This is a genomic window from Streptomyces sp. NPDC048637, from assembly GCF_040650675.1.
Taxonomy (GTDB): domain Bacteria; phylum Actinomycetota; class Actinomycetes; order Streptomycetales; family Streptomycetaceae; genus Streptomyces.
The window spans coordinates 26,151-45,315 of record NZ_JBEZHQ010000030.1 but is presented as its reverse complement, the minus strand read 5'-3'; the positions used below and the strand labels follow the sequence as shown (position 1 = coordinate 45,315).

Annotated in this window: 15 protein-coding genes and 1 riboswitch; of the genes, 8 read left to right on the top strand and 7 right to left on the bottom strand. The window is 69.9% G+C overall.

What is annotated here, in order from left to right:
- The first annotated feature begins 48 nt into the window (after positions 1–48).
- The 3 genes from AB0C46_RS29755 (at position 49) to def (ending at position 3,425) form a co-directional block, all read left to right on the top strand.
- The gene (locus AB0C46_RS29755) at positions 49–1,263 is read left to right on the top strand and encodes an HD domain-containing protein (protein WP_362831632.1); all 1,215 of its coding nucleotides are present in this window, start codon (positions 49–51) and stop codon (positions 1,261–1,263) included.
- A gap of 462 nt (positions 1,264–1,725) precedes the next feature.
- The gene (locus tag AB0C46_RS29750; RefSeq protein ID WP_362831575.1) at positions 1,726–2,712 is read left to right on the top strand and encodes a hypothetical protein; all 987 of its coding nucleotides are present in this window, start codon (positions 1,726–1,728) and stop codon (positions 2,710–2,712) included.
- Positions 2,713–2,780: 68 nt separating this feature from the next.
- On the top strand, positions 2,781–3,425 hold the full coding sequence (gene def / locus AB0C46_RS29745) for a peptide deformylase (protein WP_362831574.1): 645 nt from the start codon (positions 2,781–2,783) through the stop codon (positions 3,423–3,425).
- Between the two features lie 95 nt (positions 3,426–3,520).
- Here def and AB0C46_RS29740 read toward each other — a convergent pair whose 3' ends face one another.
- From AB0C46_RS29740 to AB0C46_RS29730, 3 genes are all read right to left on the bottom strand, one after another.
- Positions 3,521–5,500: a transglycosylase domain-containing protein gene (locus AB0C46_RS29740; RefSeq protein ID WP_362831573.1), complete on the bottom strand. Its 1,980-nt coding sequence runs from the start codon at positions 5,498–5,500 to the stop codon at positions 3,521–3,523.
- Positions 5,501–5,610: 110 nt separating this feature from the next.
- Entirely contained in the window at positions 5,611–6,678 is a 1,068-nt protein-coding gene (locus tag AB0C46_RS29735) for a ribonucleotide-diphosphate reductase subunit beta (RefSeq protein ID WP_362831572.1), read from the bottom strand.
- Positions 6,678–9,059, bottom strand: coding sequence for a ribonucleoside-diphosphate reductase subunit alpha (locus AB0C46_RS29730; protein WP_362831631.1), 2,382 nt, complete (start codon positions 9,057–9,059; stop codon positions 6,678–6,680). Before AB0C46_RS29730 ends, AB0C46_RS29735 begins: the two co-directional genes overlap by 1 nt.
- 233 nt (positions 9,060–9,292) lie before the next feature.
- Positions 9,293–9,392: riboswitch (cobalamin riboswitch) on the bottom strand.
- A gap of 160 nt (positions 9,393–9,552) precedes the next feature.
- Between AB0C46_RS29730 and AB0C46_RS29725 the strand changes: the two genes are divergently transcribed.
- On the top strand, positions 9,553–10,140 hold the full coding sequence (locus AB0C46_RS29725) for a Uma2 family endonuclease (RefSeq protein ID WP_362831571.1): 588 nt from the start codon (positions 9,553–9,555) through the stop codon (positions 10,138–10,140).
- A 78-nt stretch (positions 10,141–10,218) separates the two neighbouring features.
- Here the strand turns inward: AB0C46_RS29725 and mctP are convergent, their stop codons facing one another.
- The 3 genes from mctP to AB0C46_RS29710 all read right to left on the bottom strand — a co-directional run bounded on the left by mctP (position 10,219) and on the right by AB0C46_RS29710 (position 13,133).
- Positions 10,219–11,904, bottom strand: coding sequence for a monocarboxylate uptake permease MctP (gene mctP, locus AB0C46_RS29720; protein WP_362831570.1), 1,686 nt, complete (start codon positions 11,902–11,904; stop codon positions 10,219–10,221).
- Positions 11,901–12,161, bottom strand: a complete 261-nt coding sequence (locus AB0C46_RS29715; protein ID WP_362831569.1) for a DUF3311 domain-containing protein — start codon at positions 12,159–12,161, stop codon at positions 11,901–11,903. Before AB0C46_RS29715 ends, mctP begins: the two co-directional genes overlap by 4 nt.
- A gap of 213 nt (positions 12,162–12,374) precedes the next feature.
- The gene (locus tag AB0C46_RS29710; protein WP_018089494.1) at positions 12,375–13,133 is read right to left on the bottom strand and encodes a GntR family transcriptional regulator; all 759 of its coding nucleotides are present in this window, start codon (positions 13,131–13,133) and stop codon (positions 12,375–12,377) included.
- Positions 13,134–13,374: 241 nt separating this feature from the next.
- On the opposite strand from AB0C46_RS29710, the gene AB0C46_RS29705 reads away from it, so the two are divergent.
- From AB0C46_RS29705 to AB0C46_RS29690, 4 genes are all read left to right on the top strand, one after another.
- Positions 13,375–14,643 carry an extracellular solute-binding protein gene (locus AB0C46_RS29705; protein WP_362831567.1) on the top strand — a complete coding sequence of 423 codons (1,269 nt, stop codon included), beginning with the start codon at positions 13,375–13,377 and terminating at the stop codon, positions 14,641–14,643.
- A gap of 143 nt (positions 14,644–14,786) precedes the next feature.
- Positions 14,787–15,779 carry a sugar ABC transporter permease gene (locus AB0C46_RS29700; protein WP_362831565.1) on the top strand — a complete coding sequence of 331 codons (993 nt, stop codon included), beginning with the start codon at positions 14,787–14,789 and terminating at the stop codon, positions 15,777–15,779.
- On the top strand, positions 15,776–16,606 hold the full coding sequence (locus tag AB0C46_RS29695) for a carbohydrate ABC transporter permease (protein ID WP_362831563.1): 831 nt from the start codon (positions 15,776–15,778) through the stop codon (positions 16,604–16,606). Before AB0C46_RS29700 ends, AB0C46_RS29695 begins: the two co-directional genes overlap by 4 nt.
- Positions 16,607–16,614: 8 nt before the next feature.
- Complete coding sequence (locus AB0C46_RS29690; RefSeq protein WP_362831561.1) at positions 16,615–18,165, top strand: glycoside hydrolase family 3 protein; 1,551 nt, start codon at positions 16,615–16,617, stop codon at positions 18,163–18,165.
- A gap of 217 nt (positions 18,166–18,382) precedes the next feature.
- On the opposite strand, the gene nagB is transcribed toward AB0C46_RS29690, so the two are convergent.
- A complete protein-coding gene (nagB, locus tag AB0C46_RS29685) occupies positions 18,383–19,165 on the bottom strand; it encodes a glucosamine-6-phosphate deaminase (protein WP_362831559.1) in 783 nt (260 codons plus the stop codon).

Genomic DNA, 19,165 nt, shown 5'->3' with positions numbered 1-19,165 from the left:
GCATGCGGCAGCACCGTCGTCGCCGCGGTCTACGCCCCGGCCGCCGCGCTGGCGTGCTGGTCGCTGGGCCGGACGCTGTGGGACGGCCTGGCCGAGCCCGGGATCGCGCTGGCCTTCGGGGTGCTGATCACGGTGGGCGAGCTGGTGGGCCGGGGCCCCGCCCCGGCGGCCGGGGGCGCACGGCTGCCGGGGGCGCGGGAAGGCGCACCGCTCGGCGCGGCCGGCGCCCTCGCCTACGCCCTGCTCGGTGAGGCCGGCGGACGGCCGACGACCCATGGTGTCCCCCAGACCGTGGCCGTGGTCCTGGCGGCCGGCCTGGTCGGCATCGTCCCGCAGCTCGCGCGCGGCCAGGGACCGGTGCTCGACCACCTGGCACGCCGGGTGCTGACCACCGGCTTCGCCGCCACCTGCTTCCAGCCCCTCTACAACACCGGGACGCTGGGCTCCTGGGTGGCCTCCGGGCCGGTCTACCCGCTCTTCCTGATCGGCCTGCTGGCGCTGACCGCGCTGTGCGACGCGGTCCTGGTGGCCGCGCTCGCGCGGGCCCGCACCGGCTGGCCGTACGGGCCGCTGCTGCGCGACGAGTTGCGGGCGCTGCTCGGCATCGGGTCGGCGATCTGTGCCACCGGGGTGGTCATCCCGCTGGGCACCGCGGTCGCCGGCCTGTGGGCGCTGCCGGTGTTCTGTCTGCCGCTGCTGCTGACCCAGTTCGCCTTCCGCCGGTTCGCGGCCGTCCGTACCACCTACCACCAGACCATCGCCTCGCTGGCCCGTTCCACCGAGATCGCCGGCTACACCCCGCACGGCCATGCCCGCCGGGTGGCCGCGCTCAGCCGCGCCGTGGGCCGTGAACTCGGCCTGAACGAAACGGATCTGGACGTGCTCGAACATGCCGCGCTGATGCATGACATCGGCCAGCTCTCGCTGCTGGATCCGGTGCCGGACGGGGCGACCGCGCCGCTGCCGCCCGCCGAACAGCGCCGGATCGCGCTGCTGGGCGGCGCCGTGGTCCGGCAGACCGGCGTCCCCGCGGAGGTCGCGGTGATCGTCGAGCGGCAGGCCGATCCGTACCGCGAGCAGCCGGTCACGGCACGTATCGTCCGCACCGTCAACGCCTACGACGACCTGTCGGGGGAGTCCGCGGGACCGGGCGGCCCGCTGCGCGCGCTGGAGCGGCTGCGGCTGGCCACCGCGCGGGACCACGAGCCCCGCGTCGTCGAAGCGCTGGCCAGGGTCCTGGCCTGCGACGGCCGGGCCGGGTGAGACCACCGGGCCGGGTGAGGCGACTGGCTGAGGGGGCGCGCGGCGGCTGTGCCCGCTCTCCCCTCTTACGGATCTTACGGAACGCCCTTTCTCGGCGCCTATATCCCGACAATGCCGGAAACGGTCGGTGACGGACGCGCGGCGGCCCCCTGGAGACGTCCTGGCGACGCCCCACCCGCCCCAGCCGCCACACCCCCGCCGTTGAGCCTCCGCACGGCCCCGGAGGTCGTGGAACCCATGGGTAATGAGCGCCCTCCGAGATGGGCATGGTTGGATGCGAAGGGAGCCCCTCTCAGGGGATTCAGGGGGTCGGCGAAGGGCAAGGAGCCGCAGGGGACCGGCAAACCAGGCTGAGCCCGACGGCAATCTGTGGCAGGTTGTCGAGTGGGCCCCTCAGAAGGCCCCGGGCGCCCCTCGGGACACCTCCGGAGCGGCATCAAGAGCAACCAGCAGGCGGGAATCGTGAGGATCTTCGGCAAGGTACGGCACCGGCCCTCCGCCTCGTGGCGGCAGGCGACCGACCGCGCTTTCACGCTGATCGGCGACGGCCGTTACGAGGACGCGGGGGCGCTCCTCACGCGCGCCGCGGACATGGAGCCGTGGCTCTCGGAGTCCTGGTTCAACCTGGCGCTGCTGCACAAGTTCCGGCACGACTGGGAGCAGGCCCGGGCCGCCGGACTGCGCGCGGTCGCGCTGCTGGACCGCGAGACCGGGGCGCCCGACTGGTGGAACGTCGGCATCGCCGCCACCGCCCTGCAGGACTGGCCGCTGGCCCGCCGCGCCTGGCAGGCGTACGGCCTCAAGGTCCCCGGCGGGGGTTCGCCCTCCGGCGAACCGCTCGGTATGGCCCTGGGCAGCGCCGCGGTCCGGCTCTCCCCGGAGGGCGAGGCCGAGGTCGTCTGGGGCCGCCGGCTGGACCCGGCCCGTATCGAGGTGCTGTCGATCCCGCTGCCGTCCTCCGGGCGGCGCTGGGGCGAGGTGGTGCTGCACGACGGCGTCCCGCACGGCGAGCGGACCACCGCCGCGGGCCCCTCGTACCCGGTCTTCGACGAGATCGAGCTGTGGGCGCCGTCCCCGGTCCCCACCTGGGTGGTGCTCCTGGAGGCCGCCGCGGAGGCCGACCGGGACGCCCTGGAGCGGCTGGCGGCCGATGCGGGCTTCGCCGCCGAGGACTGGTCGTCCTCGGTGCGGCTGCTGTGCCGTACGTGCTCGGAGAGCCGGATGCCCAGCGACGAGGGCGAGGGCGAGCACCTCGACCCGCACGACCACAGTGAGCCCGGCCACCCCGGACCGCTCGGCCACCGCACCGCGGGCTCCGGCTCGCTGTGGGTGCCGGAGCGCGAGTGCGGTATCGCGGCGCCGTCCGCCCTGGTACGCGGCCTGCTGGACGGCTGGGTCGCGGACAGCCCGGACACCCGGGAATGGCGCGATCTTGAAGAGGTCTGCTGAGGGTCCCGTCGCGCCCCCGTAGGCTGTGGGGCGACTATTCAGGGTTTTCAGGAAGGCGTACGGCGGAGATGGCCCAGCAGCCTGTGTTTGATCAAGACGGTGACCGGCGCGTGGACGAGGAGTTCATCGACGACGTCACGGACGCCGGGGAGCGGGAGACCGCGTACCGCGAGCGCGGCACCTCGCGGCCCATCACGGTCGTCGGCAATCCGGTGCTCCACAAGGAGTGCAAGGACGTCACGGCGTTCGACGACGAGCTCGGCCGGCTCATCGACGACATGTTCGCCAGCCAGCGCACCGCCGAGGGCGTGGGCCTGGCCGCCAACCAGATCGGTGTGGACCTCAAGGTCTTCGTCTACGACTGCCTGGACGACGAGGGCGTCCGGCACGTGGGGGCGATCTGCAACCCCGTCCTGGACGAGCTGCCCGCCGAGCGCCGGATCCTGGACGACTCCAACGAGGGCTGCCTGTCCGTGCCCGGCGCCTACGCCGAGCTGGCCCGCCCCGACTACGCCGTGGTCCGCGGCCAGGACGCCAAGGGCGAGCCGATCGCGATCCGGGGCACCGGCTACTTCGCGCGCTGCCTGCAGCACGAGACCGATCACCTCTACGGCTACCTCTACATCGACCGGCTCAGCAAGCGGGACCGCAAGGACGCCCTGAAGCAGATGGCCGAGCGGGAGCCCCGCTACCCCGTCGTCGCCAACGACTGAGGCGTCGCCAACGACTGAGGCGTCGCCAACGACTGAGGCGTCGCCAACGACTGAGGCGAGCGGGCGCCCGGCTGCCGGCCGGGCGCCCGTCCGCGTCACGACGGCTGCTGGTAGGCCTGCCAGACCTTCGGCGGGAGGGCCGTCCCCAGCCCGCTCTTGGCACCGCCGACGCCCTGCATCGGCAGCAGCGCGGGGGCGCCCGCCTTGTTGCGGAACATGGTGATGGCGGTGGTCGGCTCATTGCCGTCACTGGCGCCGGGCGCGCTGCCGGGGTTGGTCCACTGCCACTTCTTCGCATCGGCATCGGCACCGGGACTGACGACCCGGCCCGTGGTGCGGGGGCTGCCGATGAACCACGCCGACTTCTTCCGGTCGTCCGGCTCCGCCCTGCCGGCCGCGACCGGCAGCGCGGGCTTGCCTTCCGGCATCCCCAGCGTGCGCCAGCCCACCTGCTCCAGGGTGCTCGACACCTCCTCGGCCACCTTGTCGTCGAGGACCTGCTCCGGCTCCGGGCGCTCGAAGCCGGGCAGCTGCTTGCCGCCGTAGGTCATCCGGGACACCGAATACGGCTCGACGTGCAGCCCGCCGTTGGCGAACGTCGTGTAGGCGCTCGCCATCCGGATCGCACTGGGGGCGGAGGTGCCCAGCGGGAACGTCTGCTCCAGGCGCGCCATGCTCTCCTTGCGCAGCCCCGAGGCCACCGCGACATCCCGGAGCCGCTCCAGCCCGATACGCTGCCCGGCCTGCACGAACGGCGGGCTCTGGCCCTTCACCAGGGCCTCGCTCAGATCCCCGGCACCGGTCTGGGGGCCGCCCGTCGGGGATGCCGTGGCGTCCTCGGATTGGTCCAGGTCGTAGACCTGATCCTGGAGTGCGGCCGCCAGCACGAACGGCTTGAAGGCGGAGCCGGCCGGGACCGCCGTGGTGTCCGCGTTGTTGCTGAAGTGCTTGGTGGCGTCCGCCCCGCCGTACAGCGCGACGATCGCCCCGTCCTTGGGGCGCACGGAGGCCGCGCCGAACTCCACAAAGGTATCGGCCGTGCGCTGCTTCGGATGGATGTTCTTCCGACGGGTATCGGTGACGGCCTTTTCCAGGCGCTGTGTGCGCTGTTTGTCGAACGTGGTGTGAATGCGGTAGCCGCCGCGTGCCAGATCCTTGTAGGTCAGGCCCGTACTGGCCTTGACGAACTTGTTGGCGACATCGATGAGATAGCCGGTCTGGCCGGCCTGGCTGGTGGGTTTCGACAACTTCCGGGGCTCCGGGAAGGTGTGGTACTTCGCCCGCTGCTTCTCGCTCATCTTGCCGGTGGCGACCTGCCGGTCGAGTATCCACTTCCAGCGTGCCTCGGCCCGCTGGTGATTGGCCTTGCTCAGCCCCGGATCGTACTCCTCCGAGCCCTTCAACACGGCTGCGAGCAGGGCGGACTGACTGGGATTCAGGTCCTTGGCGGCCACGCCGTAAAATGCGTGGGCGGCGGCCTCGATGCCATAGGAATCACGGCCGAACCAGCTGGTGTTGAGATATCCGCGCAGAATGTCCTGCTTGGACTTCTGGTTGCTCACCTTCAGCGCGATGATGAATTCTTTCACCTTGCGGGTGAGCGTCTGGTCCTGTGAGAGATAGGTGTTCTTCACATACTGCTGGGTGATGGTGGAGCCGCCCTGGGTGTCCCCGCCGGAGACCGTGCTGACCAGGGCGCGGCCGATGCCCTTGAGGGAGACCCCCGAGTCGCTGTAGAACGTGGCGTTCTCCGCCGCGATCACCGAGTTCTCGACGGAGTCGGCGACCTTGTCGAGACTGACGTTCTGCCGGTTGACGGCACCCACGCTCACCATCGGGCTGCCGTCCGACCAGTAATAGACGGTGGCCTCCTGGCCGGCCAGCGCGTTCTCGTCGGGAATGTCGATCTTCGTGTAGACCACGGCAAACGCCCCGGCCAGGCCCAGGATGCCGAGCGAGAGGACGCCGAGCCACTGGCGCCAGGACGGCAGCCAGCGGCGTGGGCCCGTACGCCCCTGCCGCGGATAGTCGAGGAACCGGCGACGCACCCGGCGACGCCCCTTCGTACCCTTCATGCCCGGATAGATGCGGTGCTCATGGCTCCGGTTGTCGAGCTAACAGAACGCTCACAATCGGCGTGCCACCAGGGGGAAGAGGCGTCGCGGATGCTGGGTGAAGACGCTGCCTAGAAGTCGTCGTCGAAGGAGACCGAACCCTCGACGGCGACCTGGTAGGCGGACGCCCGGCGCTCGAAGAAGTTGGTCAGCTCCTGGACGTTCTGCAGCTCCATGAAGGAGAACGGGTTCTCCGAGCCGTAGACCGGCGCGAAACCGAGCCGCTGCAGCCGCTGGTCCGCGACGCACTGCAGATACTCGCGCATCGAGGCGGTGTTCATGCCCGGCAGGCCCTCACCGCACAGATCGCGGCCGAACTGCAGCTCCGCCTCGACGGCCTCCTTGAGCATCTCGGTGACCTGCTGCTCCAGCTTGTCGTCGAAGAGGTCGGGCTCCTCCTCGCGGACGGTGTCCACCACCGAGAACGCGAACTCCATGTGCATGGACTCGTCGCGGAAGACCCAGTTGGTGCCGGTGGCCAGCCCGTGCAGCAGCCCGCGGGAGCGGAACCAGTACACGTAGGCGAAGGCGCCGTAGAAGAACAGCCCCTCGATGCAGGCCGCGAAGCAGATGAGGTTGAGCAGGAAGCGGCGCCGGTCGGCCTTGCTCTCCAGCCGATCGATCTTCTCGACCGAGTCCATCCACTTGAAGCAGAACTGGGCCTTCTCCCGGATGGACGGGATGCTCTCCACGGCCGTGAAGGCGGCGGCGCGGTCGTCCGGGTCGGGAAGGTAGGTGTCCAGCAGCGTCAAGTAGAACTGGACGTGCACGGCCTCCTCGAAGAGCTGACGGCTCAGGTACAGCCGCGCCTCGGGGGAGTTGATGTGCTTGTAGAGCGTCAGCACGAGGTTGTTGGCGACGATCGAGTCACCGGTCGCGAAGAACGCCACCAGCCGGCCGATCATGTGTTGCTCACCCGGGGAGAGCTTGGCGAGGTCGGCGACGTCGGAGTGGAGGTCGACCTCCTCCACGGTCCAGGTGTTCTTGATGGCGTCCCGGTAGCGGTCGTAGAAGTCCGGGTACCGCATCGGACGCAGGGTCAGCTCGAAGCCCGGGTCGAGGAGGTTCTTCGTGCCGGTGGTGGCGGTGTGGGCCGCTGCGGCATTCGTTTCGGGTGCGGTGGTCTGGTCGGTGGTCATTACTGGCAGGCCTCGCAGGACTCGGGGTTTTCCAGGGAGCAGGCGACCGCCTCGGGGTCGGTGGCCTGCTGCGGTACGGGGGCGGTGGCGGCGGCCGCGCCGCCGCGCGCGGACTGGGCAATCCGGGTCGCCGGACGGGAGCGCAGGTAGTACGTCGTCTTGATGCCGCGCTTCCAGGCGTAGGCGTACATCGAGCTGAGCTTGCCGATGGTCGGCGACGCCATGAAGAGGTTCAGCGACTGGCTCTGGTCGAGGTAGGGCGTACGGGCCGCGGCCATGTCGATCAGCGCGCGCTGCGGGATCTCCCAGGCCGTGCGGTACAGCGCCCGGATCTCCTCGGGGATCCACTCGACGTCCTGCACCGAGCCGTTGGCCTCGCGCAGCGCGTCCCGGGTCGGTGCGTCCCACAGCCCCAGGGCCTTGAGCTCCTCGATCAGGTAGGCGTTGACCTGGAGGAACTCACCGGACAGCGTCTCGCGCTTGAAGAGGTTGGAGACCTGCGGCTCGATGCACTCGTACACGCCCGCGATCGAGGCGATGGTCGCGGTCGGTGCGATCGCCAGCAGCAGCGAGTTGCGCATACCGGTCGTGGCGATCCGGGTGCGCAGCGCCGCCCAGCGGTCCGCCCAGCGGGGCTCGGCGTTCGGGTAGTGGTCCGGGTGCAGCACGCCGCGGGCGGTGCGGGTCGCGGACCACGCCGGGTGCGGGCCGTGCCGCTCGGCGAGGTCGGCCGACGCCTCGTAGGCGGCGAGCATGATCCGCTCGGAGATACGGGTCGACAGCTCCTGCGCCGCGGGCGAGTCGAAGGGCAGCCGCAGCCGGAAGAAGACGTCCTGGAGGCCCATCAGGCCCAGGCCGACCGGGCGCCAGCGGGAGTTGGAGGCGCCGGCCTGCTCGGTCGGGTAGAAGTTGATGTCCACCACGCGGTCGAGGAAGGTGACGGCGGTGCGGACGGTCGCGTCCAGCCGCTCCCAGTCCATCTCGCCGTTGTCCCCCAGGTGGGCCGCGAGGTTGACCGACCCCAGGTTGCAGACCGCGGTCTCCCCGTCGTTCGTCACCTCCAGGATCTCCGTGCACAGGTTGGAGGAGTGCACGACCTGGCCGGGCTCGGCGGTCTGGTTGGCGGTGCGGTTGGCGGCGTCCTTGAACGTCATCCAGCCGTTGCCGGTCTGCGCCAGGGTGCGCATCATGCGGGAGTACAGCACCCGGGCAGGGATCTGCTTGAGCGCCCGGCCGTCGGCCTCCAGCTTGCGGTAGGCCGCGTCGAACTCGTCGCCCCACAGGTCCACCAGCTCGGGGGCGTCCGAGGGCGAGAACAGCGACCAGTCGGCGTCCGCCTCCACCCGGCGCATGAACTCGTCCGGGATCCAGTGCGCGATGTTCAGGTTGTGCGTACGGCGCGCCTCCTCACCGGTGTTGTCGCGCAGCTCCAGGAACTCCTCGATGTCCGCGTGCCAGGTCTCCAGGTAGACACAGGCGGCGCCCTTGCGCCGGCCGCCCTGGTTCACGGCCGCGACCGAGGCGTCCAGCGTGCGCAGGAACGGCACGATGCCGTTGGAGTGCCCGTTGGTGCCCCGGATCAGCGAACCGCGGGCGCGGATACGGGAGTACGAGAGGCCGATGCCGCCCGCGTGCTTGGAGAGCCGCGCGACCTGGTGGTACCGGTCGTAGATCGAGTCCAGCTCGTCCAGCGGCGAGTCCAGCAGGTAGCAGGACGACATCTGCGGGTGGCGGGTACCGGAGTTGAACAGGGTGGGGGAGGACGGCAGGTAGGACAGCGAGCTGGTGAGGCGGTAGAGCTCGGCGACGTCGTCCAGGGCGCGCTCGCTGTGGTCCTCGGCGAGGCCGCAGGCCACCCGCAGCAGGAAGTGCTGGGGCGTCTCGATGACCTGACGGGTGGTGGGGTGCCGCAGGAGGTAGCGCGAGTGCAGGGTGCGCAGCCCGAAGTAGCCGAACCGGTCGTCGGCGCCGTCGGCCAGCGCCTTGTCGACCAGCGCGTCCAGACGGGCCGCATGGGTCCGCACGAACTCCGCGGTCTCGTCGGCGATCAGCCCCTCGCGGTGGCCGACCTCGACGGAGGCGGAGAAGGCGACCGCCCCCTGTCCGGCTGCCTCCTCCGCGATGGCGAGGGTGAGCAGCCGCGCCGCGAGCTTGGAGTACTGCGGCTCGTCACCGATCAGACCGGCCGCGGCATCGGTGGCCAGCGACCGCAGTTCGGCCTCGTCGGAGCCGGCGTGCCGGCCGCGCAGGGCGGCGGCGGCCACCTTGCCGGGGTCGGTCGCGGTCAGGTCCTCGGTCAGCTGGGTCAGGGTGCGCAGCAGGGCGACACCCGGCCCGTCCTCGCCCGGTCCGCCGTCGGCGGAACCGGGAGGCGTGGCCACCACGGGCGGCACGACCTCGGCGTCTGACGCGGGCTCCGTTGGCGCGATGGTCACGTGGTGCTCTCCCTCACTCGGCGGGGACCAGGAGGGAGGGGCGACGGGCGCACGCGGGCATGCGGCACCCCGTGATGTCAGGGGTGCGCGGGCACACCGCGCGGCGTCCACCGGCCCAACCCTCGGGGCCCGGACGTATCGACACCCGCACCCATGGCGGTGCGGACGTACCATCGGCAGGTCCTCGGACTACACGAGCGCACGCCGGAGCCGGTGTCCGGCCGGTCGAGCGCGCTCTCACACCGTTGCGGGACAGTTCCGGATTCCCACCGGATTCCCCTGCGGCGACAGCGAGGACGAGCATACATGTGGTGGTGGCCCCTCAAGTGCACCCCCATATCTAGTGTGTCGTGAGTGATCACGCAGTGTCTGTCAGTGGCCTCGGCTATGGTCGGTTTCACGTTCTCTGTCCCGTCCCGCGGAAGAAGGAGAAGGCCTCATGACCGCGCTCGCCGACCGGCCGCACATCATGGAGACCGAGCATTTCGAAGAGGCCGCCCGGATACTCGCCCGCCTGGAAGAAGGCGCGCGGTTGGAACTCATCGACGGGAAGGTCAAGAGCAAGCCCATGCCGGACGGGGATCACGGTCGGATCATCCAGTGGTTGCTTCGCATCTGCATGCAGCACAGGCCGGAGCTCTTCCTCGATCCGAACCAGGGCCTGAAGGCGGAGACCTACCGGAAGGGCCGCCTGCGTCCGGACGCCTCGCTCGTGCCGTGCGAGGCCTTCGTGGGCCAGGGTGAATGGGCAGACCCCGACCCGGTGCTCATGGTCGTCGAGGTCACCTCGCACGACTCGGACACCGACCAGCGCGACCGGGTGGAGAAGCCCCGTGCGTACGCGAAGACCGGTATCCCCCTCTACCTGTTGATCGACCGCCAGGCCTGCCAGATCGTGGTCTACAGCGAACCCGATGACGGCCGCTACGAGACCGTCCATACCGTGGCGTTCGGCAAGGCGCTCCACCTCCCGGACCCCGTGGGCATCACGCTCGAAACCGAGCAGCTGAAGGACTGGGTGCACTGAACCCGCGCACGGCAACGGGCCGCCGCGCCCCCGAAGGGAACGCGACGGCCCGATGCTGAAAGCCGGCCGGCCGGTGGCTCAGTGTCCGGCCGGTGCCCCCGCTCCCGCCGTGGCGGGCGGCAGTTCGACGGCGACGTCCTTGTCACCGGCGTCCGCCGTGTAGTCGGAGGGGCTGGTCTCGTCGATGCCTTCCGGGGCCTTGACAGCCTTCAGGACGAAGGTCAGGACGACGGTCACCACCACGTTCAGCACAAAGGCGGTCAGACCGATGTAACCGATCTCACCGATACCGGGGATCTCCTTGCTGGAGCCGCCGAAGTGCGCCTGGGTCGGGCTGGCGACGCCGTAGGCCGCGAGCGTGCCGTAGAGCATGCCGACCGCCCAGCCGGCCAGCAGCGCCCAGCGGTGGAACCAGCGGGTGAACAGCCCGCCGACCAGGGACGGCATGGTCTGCAGGATCCAGATGCCGCCCAGCAGCTGGAAGTTGATCGCGACCGTCTTGTCCATGGTGAGGACGAAGGCCAGCGCGCCGACCTTCACCAGCAGCGAGACCAGCTTGGCGACCTTGTGCTCCTGTTCGGGAGTGGCGCCGGGCTTGAGGAAGTCCTTGTAGACGTTGCGGGTGAAGAGATTGGCCGCGGCGATCGACATGATGGCCGCGGGCACCAGTGCGCCGATGCCGATCGCGGCGAACGCCACCCCGGAGAACCAGCTCGGGAACATGTCCTCGAACAGCTGCGGGATGGCCAGCTGCGGGTTGCCCTGGATGTCCGTGCCGGCCTTGATCGCCATGAAGCCGAGCAGCGCCAGCAGGCCCAGCATGAGGGAGTACAGCGGCAGGATGGTGGTGTTGCGGCGGATCACATTGCGGCTGCGCGACGACAGCGTCGCGGTGATCGAGTGCGGGTACATGAAGAGCGCCAGCGCCGAGCCGAGCGCCAGGGTCGCATACGCCCACTGGGCGTTGGGCCCGCTGGTCAGCTCACCGCGTGGCTTGCCGGGGACGGCGCCGGGCTCGGCCAGTGCCTTGCCGGCCGAATCGAAGATCGCGTCGAAGCCGCCCAGCTTGGCCGGGATGTAGATGATCGCCACGGCGATGACGAGATAGATCAGCCCGTCCTTGACGAACGCGATCAGTGCCGGCGCCCGCAGCCCCGAGGAGTAGGTGTAGGCGGCCAGTACGGCGAACGCGATCAGCAGCGGCAGGTCCTTGACGAACCAGTTGGTGTGCTCGCCGCCGCCGATGCCCATCACGTCCAGGACGGCCTGGATGCCGACCAACTGGAGGGCGATGTACGGCATCGTGGCCAGGATGCCGGTGAGCGCCACGGCCAGCGACAGGCCCTTGGAGCCGAAGCGGCCGCGGACGAAGTCGGAGGTGGTGACGTACCCGTGCTTGTGCGAGACCGACCACAGGCGGGGGAGGAAGGTGAAGATCAGCGGGTAGACCAGGATCGTGTACGGCACGGCGAAGAAGCCGGCCGCACCCGCCGCGTAGATCGCCGCCGGGACGGCCACGAACGTGTACGCGGTGTAGAGGTCGCCGCCCAGCAGGAACCAGGTCACCCAGGTGCCGAAGCTGCGGCCGCCCAGTCCCCATTCGTCGAGGTTGGCGGACTGCTCGGCCTTGCGCCAGCGCGCGGCCAGGAAGCCCATGACCGTCACGGCCAGGAAGAAGAAGATGAAGACGGCCAGTGCGACGCCGTTCACGCCCTGTGTCTGGGAAGCGGCGAGAGCGCTCGTTGCGGTCGTGGTGAGAGTCACTGGGCCGCACCACCCTTGCGGGCGCGCTGCTCACGCTGCACGAGCTTGTAGGCGAGGGTCGTGAGCGCGGTCGAGATCAGCACCCACAGCATCTGGTACCAGTAGAAGAACGGGATCCCGATGAGCGTCGGCTCGATCCTGGCGTACGAGCTCACCCACAGCATCGCCACGAACGGAGCGATCAGGCAGAGCCCGGCCACCACACGCGTGGGCGTGACGACCTGTCTGCGATCCGGTGGTGCAGCTGACTGGGTCATGACCGTGGCTCCGTCCCCTGGCTGTCTCCTGTGCAATGGGCTGGAAATCTATGGCAGGGCAGTGGCACGCGTCACTAGCTGTCCGCATATCGGTATCAAGAATCCACACGGCCGCGACCTGCGCCGCCGGTCCCCACCCCCGGGACGGATCCGGCGGCGGCAGGGCAGGGGGAAGCACGGGCGGAGAGTGCTCCGCCCATGCCGTGCGGCGGGTCAGTCCGTGGGGCGGCGCAGTCGGGCGACGAACTTGTAGCGGTCGCCGCGGTAGACCGAGCGCACCCACTCCACCGGCTGCCCCTGCGCGTCGAGCGAGTGCCGGGAGAGCATCAGCATCGGCAGTCCGACGTCCGTGCCCAGCAGACCGGCCTCGCGCGGGGTGGCGAGGGAGGTCTCGATGGTCTCCTCGGCCTCCGCCAGACGGACGTCGTACACCTCGGCCAGTGCGGTGTAGAGGGAGGTGTACTTGACGAGGTTCCGGCGCAGGGCGGGGAAGCGCTTCGCGGACAGATGGGTGGTTTCGATGGCCATCGGCTCGCCGCTGGCCAGCCGCAGCCGTTCGATGCGCAGCACCCGGCCGCCGGCGGCGATGTCCAGCAGTCCGGCGAGCCGGTCGTCCGCCGTGACATAGCCGATGTCCAGCAGCTGGGAGGCCGGCTCCAGGCCCTGGGCCCGCATGTCCTCCGTATAGGAGGTCAGTTGCAGGGCCTGGGAAACCTTGGGCTTGGCGACAAAGGTGCCCTTGCCCTGGATGCGTTCGAGCCGGCCCTCGACGACCAGCTCCTGCAGGGCCTGACGCACCGTCGTCCGCGAGGTGTCGAACTCCGCGGCGAGGGTGCGTTCGGGCGGTACCGGGGTGCCGGGCGGCAGGGTCTCGGTGATTTCCAGCAAGTGCCGCTTGAGGCGGTAGTACTTGGGCACCCGTGCGGTCCGCGTGCCGCCGCTCTCGGCGCTGCTGCCCCCGTCCGTGTCCATGACCCGCCTCTCCGACTCCTGTCGTGCTGCCGTCACCGGCTCCTCCGTACGTAGCGGCTCACATCGTGGCACGGGTGGGTTTCCCGCGCTCCCTTGCAGGTCCCGGCCCGCCGGATGTCGGTCCGGTAACGGACCTGACAGCGACTCTTATACACCCTTGACACCCCAAAAGGTCTAGGCCAAGCTGCGGGCGCTGGTCTAAACCATTAAAGACCACACCCGGCCTTGGGGGGAGAGCGCGATGAAGCGTGGGCTCATAGCGGCGACGGCGGTCGCGGGAATGCTGGTGGGGGTCGGAGCCTGTGGGTCCGGCGGCGGCAAGAAGACGGGCGCGGACGGCTTCAAGGGCCAGAAGCTGACCGTCTGGGTGATGAGCGGTTCGAATCCGGCGCAGTGGACCGAGCGGGTCTCCGAGCAGTTCAAGAAGAAGACCGGTGCCACCGTCGAGTTCAAGGTCCAGCAATGGAATGGCATTCAGCAGAAGCTGAGCACCGCCCTTTCCGAGGACACCCCGCCGGACGTCGTCGAAATAGGCAACACCCAGACCGCCGCCTATGCCAAGGCCGGCGCCCTGGTCGAACTCGGCGATCTGAAGAAGGAGATCGGCGCCGACTGGAACGAGGCCATCAACAAGGCGTCGGTCGTGGACGGGAAGCAGTACGCACTGCCGTGGTTCGCCGGAAACCGTGTGGTGATGTACAACAAGAAGATCTGGGCCGAGGCCGGTCTCCGGGGAACCCCAAAGACCCGCAGTGAACTCTTCAAGGCCTTTGCCGCCATCAAGAAGAAGACCGACGCCGAGCCGCTGTATCTCCCCGGCCAGAACTGGTACTTCTTCGACGGCCTGACCATCGGCACCGGCGCCGACCTGGTGAAGCAGCAGGGCGGCAAATGGGTCTCCAACCTTGGCGACCCCAAGGTCGCCAAGGCCATGGACATCTACAAGCAGTACCAGGCCTTCAGCACCGCCCCCAAGAACAAGGACGAGGCCACCCCGCAGCAGGGTGAGGTATTCGCCAAGGGCAGGACCGGCGCCGTCATCGCCATGGGCTACGAGGCCGCCACCGCCCTCAAGGCCAACCCGAAGATGAAGAAGGACATCGGCTTCTTCACCATCCCCGGCGAGACCGCAGAAAAGCCGGAGGGTGTCTTCCTCGGCGGCTCCAACTTCGCCGTCGCCGGAATGGGCCAGAACCAGGAACTCGCCAAGGAATTCCTGAAGGTCGCGCTGTCGAAGCAGAACGACAGGCAGATGGTGAAGGAGTCCGGCTGGACTCCGAAATCCCCTGACCTGGCCGGCGCCGCACAGGAGATTCCGGCCGTGGCGGCCGCCGCGCCCGCGGCGGAGAAGTCCGGGGGCACCACACCGCTGATTCCCCAGTGGGCCGCGGTGGAGAACCTGCCGAACCCGATCAAGAGCTATATGACCGCCGTTCTGGGCGGTAAGTCCCCGGCCGATGCCGCCAAGGACATCGAGTCCGAGATCAACGCGCGGCTCGCCAAGCAGTAACGGACGCCTGGCGGGGCCGCGCGCGGGCCCCGCGCACCGGCACCACCGCACGGCGCCCCGGGCCGGCACGCGGGCACGCCGGATGCACCGAGGTCTGACGGGATCTATCGGGATCTGACGGGATACGAGGGGGAGCAGGGGCCATGGCACTGCAGCTCGACGGCGTGGTGGACCAGACCGCGCCGCGGACCGGCAAGGGCGGCGCACCGCCCACCCGGCGCGGCGGAGGCAGCCGGCGGGCCGCGCGCGGCGCCCCCTACCTCCTGCTGCTGCCGGCCCTGCTCGCGACCGCGGTCTTTCTGGGCTGGCCGATGGTCCGCAACCTCCTGCTCTCCTTCCAGAACCTCAATATGAAGGAGCTGATCCAGCACCTCACCGACTGGCGCGGAATCGGCAACTACCAGGAGATCCTGGGCAGTGAGCAGTTCTGGCGGGTCACCCTCCGCACCCTCGTCTTCACCGCGGTCAATGTCGCCCTGATCATGGTGTTCGGTGTGCTGATCGGCCTGCTGCTGGCCCGGCTCGGCAAGAAGATGCGGCTGACGCTGTCCCTCGCGCTGGTGCTGGCCTGGGCGATGCCGGTGATCGCCGCCACCACCGTCTTCCAGTGGCTCTTCGACTCCCGCTACGGCGTCGTCAACTGGCTGCTGGACAAGCTCGGCCGGCACACCATGGCCCACTACGACTGGGTCGGCAGCCAGCTGTCGACGTTCTTCGTCATCACCCTGCTCATCGTCTGGCAGTCGCTGCCGTTCGTGGCCCTCAACCTCTACGCCGCCACCACGACCATCCCCACGGAGCTCTACGAAGCGGCCAGGATGGACGGCGCCGGCACCTGGAAGGTCTTCACCTCCGTCACCTTCCCCTTCCTCAAGCCGTTCTTCCTGGCGACGACGTTTCTGGAGGTCATCTGGGTCTTCAAGGCGTTCCCGCAGATCTTCGCCATCAACGAGGGCGGCCCGGACCGGCTCACCGAAACGCTGCCGATCTACGCCTTCACCGAGGGCGTCGGCAACCTCCACTTCGGCATGGGGGCCGCGATCTCCCTGCTGACGATCGTGGTGCTGCTGGCCATGACCGCGTACTACCTGCGTCTGACGGTCAAGCAGGAACAGCAAGAGGAGAACGAGCTGTGAAGCACTCTCTCGCCGGCCGTATCCGGCCCAACGCGACGGCGGCCGTGCTCGCCCTCGGCTTCGTCTTCCCGGTCTACTGGATGTTCAGCACGGCCTTCAAGCCGACCCAGGACATCATCACCGCGGAACCCGTGTGGTTCCCCGTCCACGGCACCCTGGAACACTTCGCGACGGCCGTGCACGCCCCGGACTTCTGGATCCTGGCGGGAAACTCGGTGCTGGTGACCGTGTTCGCCGTCGGCCTCTCGCTGGTGATCGCCCTCTGCGGGGCGTTCGCTCTGACCCGGATGCGCTTCAAGGGGCGTCAGGGCATCCTGTTGACCTTCATGGTCGCCCAGATGGCTCCTTGGGAGGTCATGGTGATCTCGATCTACCTGATCGTCCGGGACGCGGACCTGCTCAACAGCCTGCTGCCGCTCACCTTCTTCTACATGCTGATGGTGCTGCCCTTCACCCTTCTGACGCTCCGTGGCTATGTCGCCGCGGTGCCCAAGGAGCTGGAGGAGTCCGCGATGGTCGACGGCTGCTCGCGACGCCAGGCCTTCCTCAAGGTCGTCTTCCCGCTGCTGGCGCCCGGCCTGATGGCCACCTCGCTCTTCGGATTCATCACCGCCTGGAACGAATTCCCGCTGGTGCTGGTCCTCAACAAGGAACCGGCCATGGGCACCCTGCCACTGTGGCTCTCGCAGTTCCAGACCCAGTTCGGGGACGACTGGGGCGCCACCATGGCCGCCGCCTCGATCTTCGCCGTGCCGATTCTGGTCCTCTTCCTGTTTCTGCAACGCAAGGCGGTCGGCGGTCTCACCTCCGGCGCAGTGAAGGGATAACGCAGCTCATGACGCCTCTCGTACGCTCCGTACGCTCCGCCGACACCCTCACCCGCGACGCCCTCGCCGTCCTCCAGCCCGGCTTCACCGGCACCACCGCGCCCGACTGGCTGCTGCGCCGGCTCGGCGAAGGCCTCGTCTCGGTCGGCCTCTTCGGCCGTAATGTCGCCGACCCGGCACAACTCGCCGCACTCACCGGCCGGTTGCGGGCCGAACGCGGGGAACTGCTCGTCGCCATCGACGAGGAGGGCGGCGATGTCACCCGCCTCGAAGTGCGCGGCGGCTCCTCCTTCCCCGGCAACCACGCGCTCGGTGCCGTCGACGACACCGCCCTGACCCGCGAGGTGGCCCGCGAAATCGGCCGCCGGCTGGCCGACTGCGGTATCAACCTCAACTGGGCCCCCTCCGCCGACGTCAATTCCAACCCCGGCAACCCGGTCATCGGCGTCCGCTCCTTCGGCGCCGATCCGGAGCTGGTCGCCCGGCACACCGCCGCCTATGTCGAGGGCCTGCAGTCCGCCGGTGTCGCCGCCTGCACCAAGCACTTCCCCGGCCACGGTGACACCGCCGTCGACTCCCACCACGACCTGCCGCGTATCGCCGCGGATCTGCCCACCCTCCAGGAACGCGAACTGGTGCCGTTCCGCGCCGCCGTCGCCGCCGGCACCCGGGCCGTGATGAGCGCTCACATCCTGCTGCCCGCCCTGGACGGTGAGCACCCGGCCACGCTCAGCCCGGCCGCGCTGCACGGTCTGCTGCGGGCCCCCGCCACCGAGGGCGGCCTCGGCTTCGACGGGCTGATCGTCACCGACGGCATGGAGATGCAGGCCATCTCCGCCACCTACGGCATCGAACGCGGCAGTGTGCTGGCCCTCGCGGCCGGTGCCGACGCCCTTTGCGTGGGCGGCGGACTGGCGGACGAGGACATCGTGCTGCGGCTGCGCGACGCCTTGGTGCGGGCGGTGCGCGACGGCGAGCTGCCGGAACAGCGGCTCGCCGACGCCGCGTCCCGGGTGCGTGCCCTGGCGGGCCGGATCCGGCGCGCGGACGTGGGGGAGGGGGCCGCGCCCGCGCCCGGTATCGGCCTCACCGCGGCCCGGCGCGCCCTGCGCCTCACCGCCGCCGGCCCGTACGAACCCCTCGCCGAGCCCGCCTACGTCGCCGCCTTCACCCCCCTCGCCAACATCGCCGTGGGCGACGAGACACCCTGGGGCGTCGCCGCCGAACTGGCCCGCCTCCTCCCGGGCACCGGAACCACCACCTGCACCGGCGAATCCGCCGCCGCGGCCGGTACCGCCGCGCTGGTCGACGGCCTGCTCACGGCGGCCGCCGGCCGCCGCCTCGTCGCCGTGGTCCGCGACGTCCACCGCCACCCCTGGATGGCCGACGCCCTCCGCGGCCTCCTCGCCGCCCGCCCCGACACCGCGGTCGTCGAAATGGGCGTCCCCCAGGCCCCACCCCAAGGCGCCCTCCACATCGCCACCCACGGCGCCGCCCGAGTCTGCGGCCAGGCCGCCGCCGAAGCCCTCACGGGCCGAAGGCCGTCGCCCGGCGAGTGATCACGCGCCCAAGGCCGGAACCGTAGCCCGGCGGGTGAATACCCTGCCGCTCGCTCGGGCATGGCGCCACAGGTCCTCTGAGCACGATGCGGCCCGTGCCCCACAGAGCCACCCGGCCGCACCCCGGCGGGACGGTCCGCCCGCAGGCTCCTCAAGGTCTGTCCGACCCCGAGGAGTCTTCGGGCAGGCGTACCGGACAGACCTCAGGGAGACACCGCTAGAGGCCCTGCCAGTCCGGCTTTGCCGCGTAGGTGGCGCGGAAGTAGTCGGCGAGCTTCAGCTTGGCGGCCGCGGCCTCGTCCACGACGACCGTCGCATGCGGGTGGAGCTGCAGTGCCGAGGCCGGGACCAGTGCGGCGACCGGGCCCTCGACGGCATGGGCCACCGCGTCGGCCTTGCCCTCGCCGGTGGCGAGCAGCACCAGATGGCGGGCCTCCAGGATGGTGCCGATGCCCTGGGTGATGACGTGGTGCGGCACCTCGTCGAGGCTGTCGAAGAACCGGGCGTTGTCCTCCCGGGTCTGCTGGGTCAGCGTCTTGATACGGGTACGCGAAGCGAGCGACGAACAGGGCTCATTGAAGCCGATGTGCCCGTCCGTGCCGATACCGAGCAGCTGGAGGTCCACACCGCCTGCCTCACGCAGCGCACGGTCGTACGCCTCGCAGGCGACCTGGACATCCTCGGCCGCACCATCGGGGCCCATGAAGGACTCCTCGCCGAGGCCGAGCGGTTCGACCACCTCGCGCAGGACCACCGAACGGTAGGACTCGGGGTGCCCGGCCGGCAGTCCGACGTACTCGTCGAGCTGGCAGATGCGCGCCCGTGAGGGGTCCACCGCACCGGCCCGGACCTTCGCCGCCAGCGCCTCGTAAATGGGCAACGGGGTGGAGCCGGTGGCCACACCGAGCAGTGCGTCGGGCTTACGGCGCACCAGGGTGGCAATGGCCTCCGCGATCAGCTCGCCGCCCGCCACGGCATCCGGAACGATGACAACTTCCAC

Bases quoted from the DNA above. Each gene is read 5' to 3' on its own strand.
- def (WP_362831574.1), top strand. From the start codon at position 2,781: ATGGCCCAGCAGCCTGTGTTTGATCAAGACGGTGACCGGCGCGTGGAC.
- AB0C46_RS29725 (WP_362831571.1), top strand. From the start codon at position 9,553: ATGACCGCGCTCGCCGACCGGCCGCACATCATGGAGACCGAGCATTTC.
- AB0C46_RS29700 (WP_362831565.1), top strand. From the start codon at position 14,787: ATGGCACTGCAGCTCGACGGCGTGGTGGACCAGACCGCGCCGCGGACC.
- AB0C46_RS29705 (WP_362831567.1), top strand. From the start codon at position 13,375: ATGAAGCGTGGGCTCATAGCGGCGACGGCGGTCGCGGGAATGCTGGTG.
- AB0C46_RS29735 (WP_362831572.1), bottom strand. From the start codon at position 6,678: ATGACCACCGACCAGACCACCGCACCCGAAACGAATGCCGCAGCGGCC.
- AB0C46_RS29740 (WP_362831573.1), bottom strand. From the start codon at position 5,500: ATGAAGGGTACGAAGGGGCGTCGCCGGGTGCGTCGCCGGTTCCTCGAC.
- AB0C46_RS29715 (WP_362831569.1), bottom strand. From the start codon at position 12,161: ATGACCCAGTCAGCTGCACCACCGGATCGCAGACAGGTCGTCACGCCC.
- AB0C46_RS29710 (WP_018089494.1), bottom strand. From the start codon at position 13,133: ATGGACACGGACGGGGGCAGCAGCGCCGAGAGCGGCGGCACGCGGACC.
- AB0C46_RS29690 (WP_362831561.1), top strand. From the start codon at position 16,615: ATGACGCCTCTCGTACGCTCCGTACGCTCCGCCGACACCCTCACCCGC.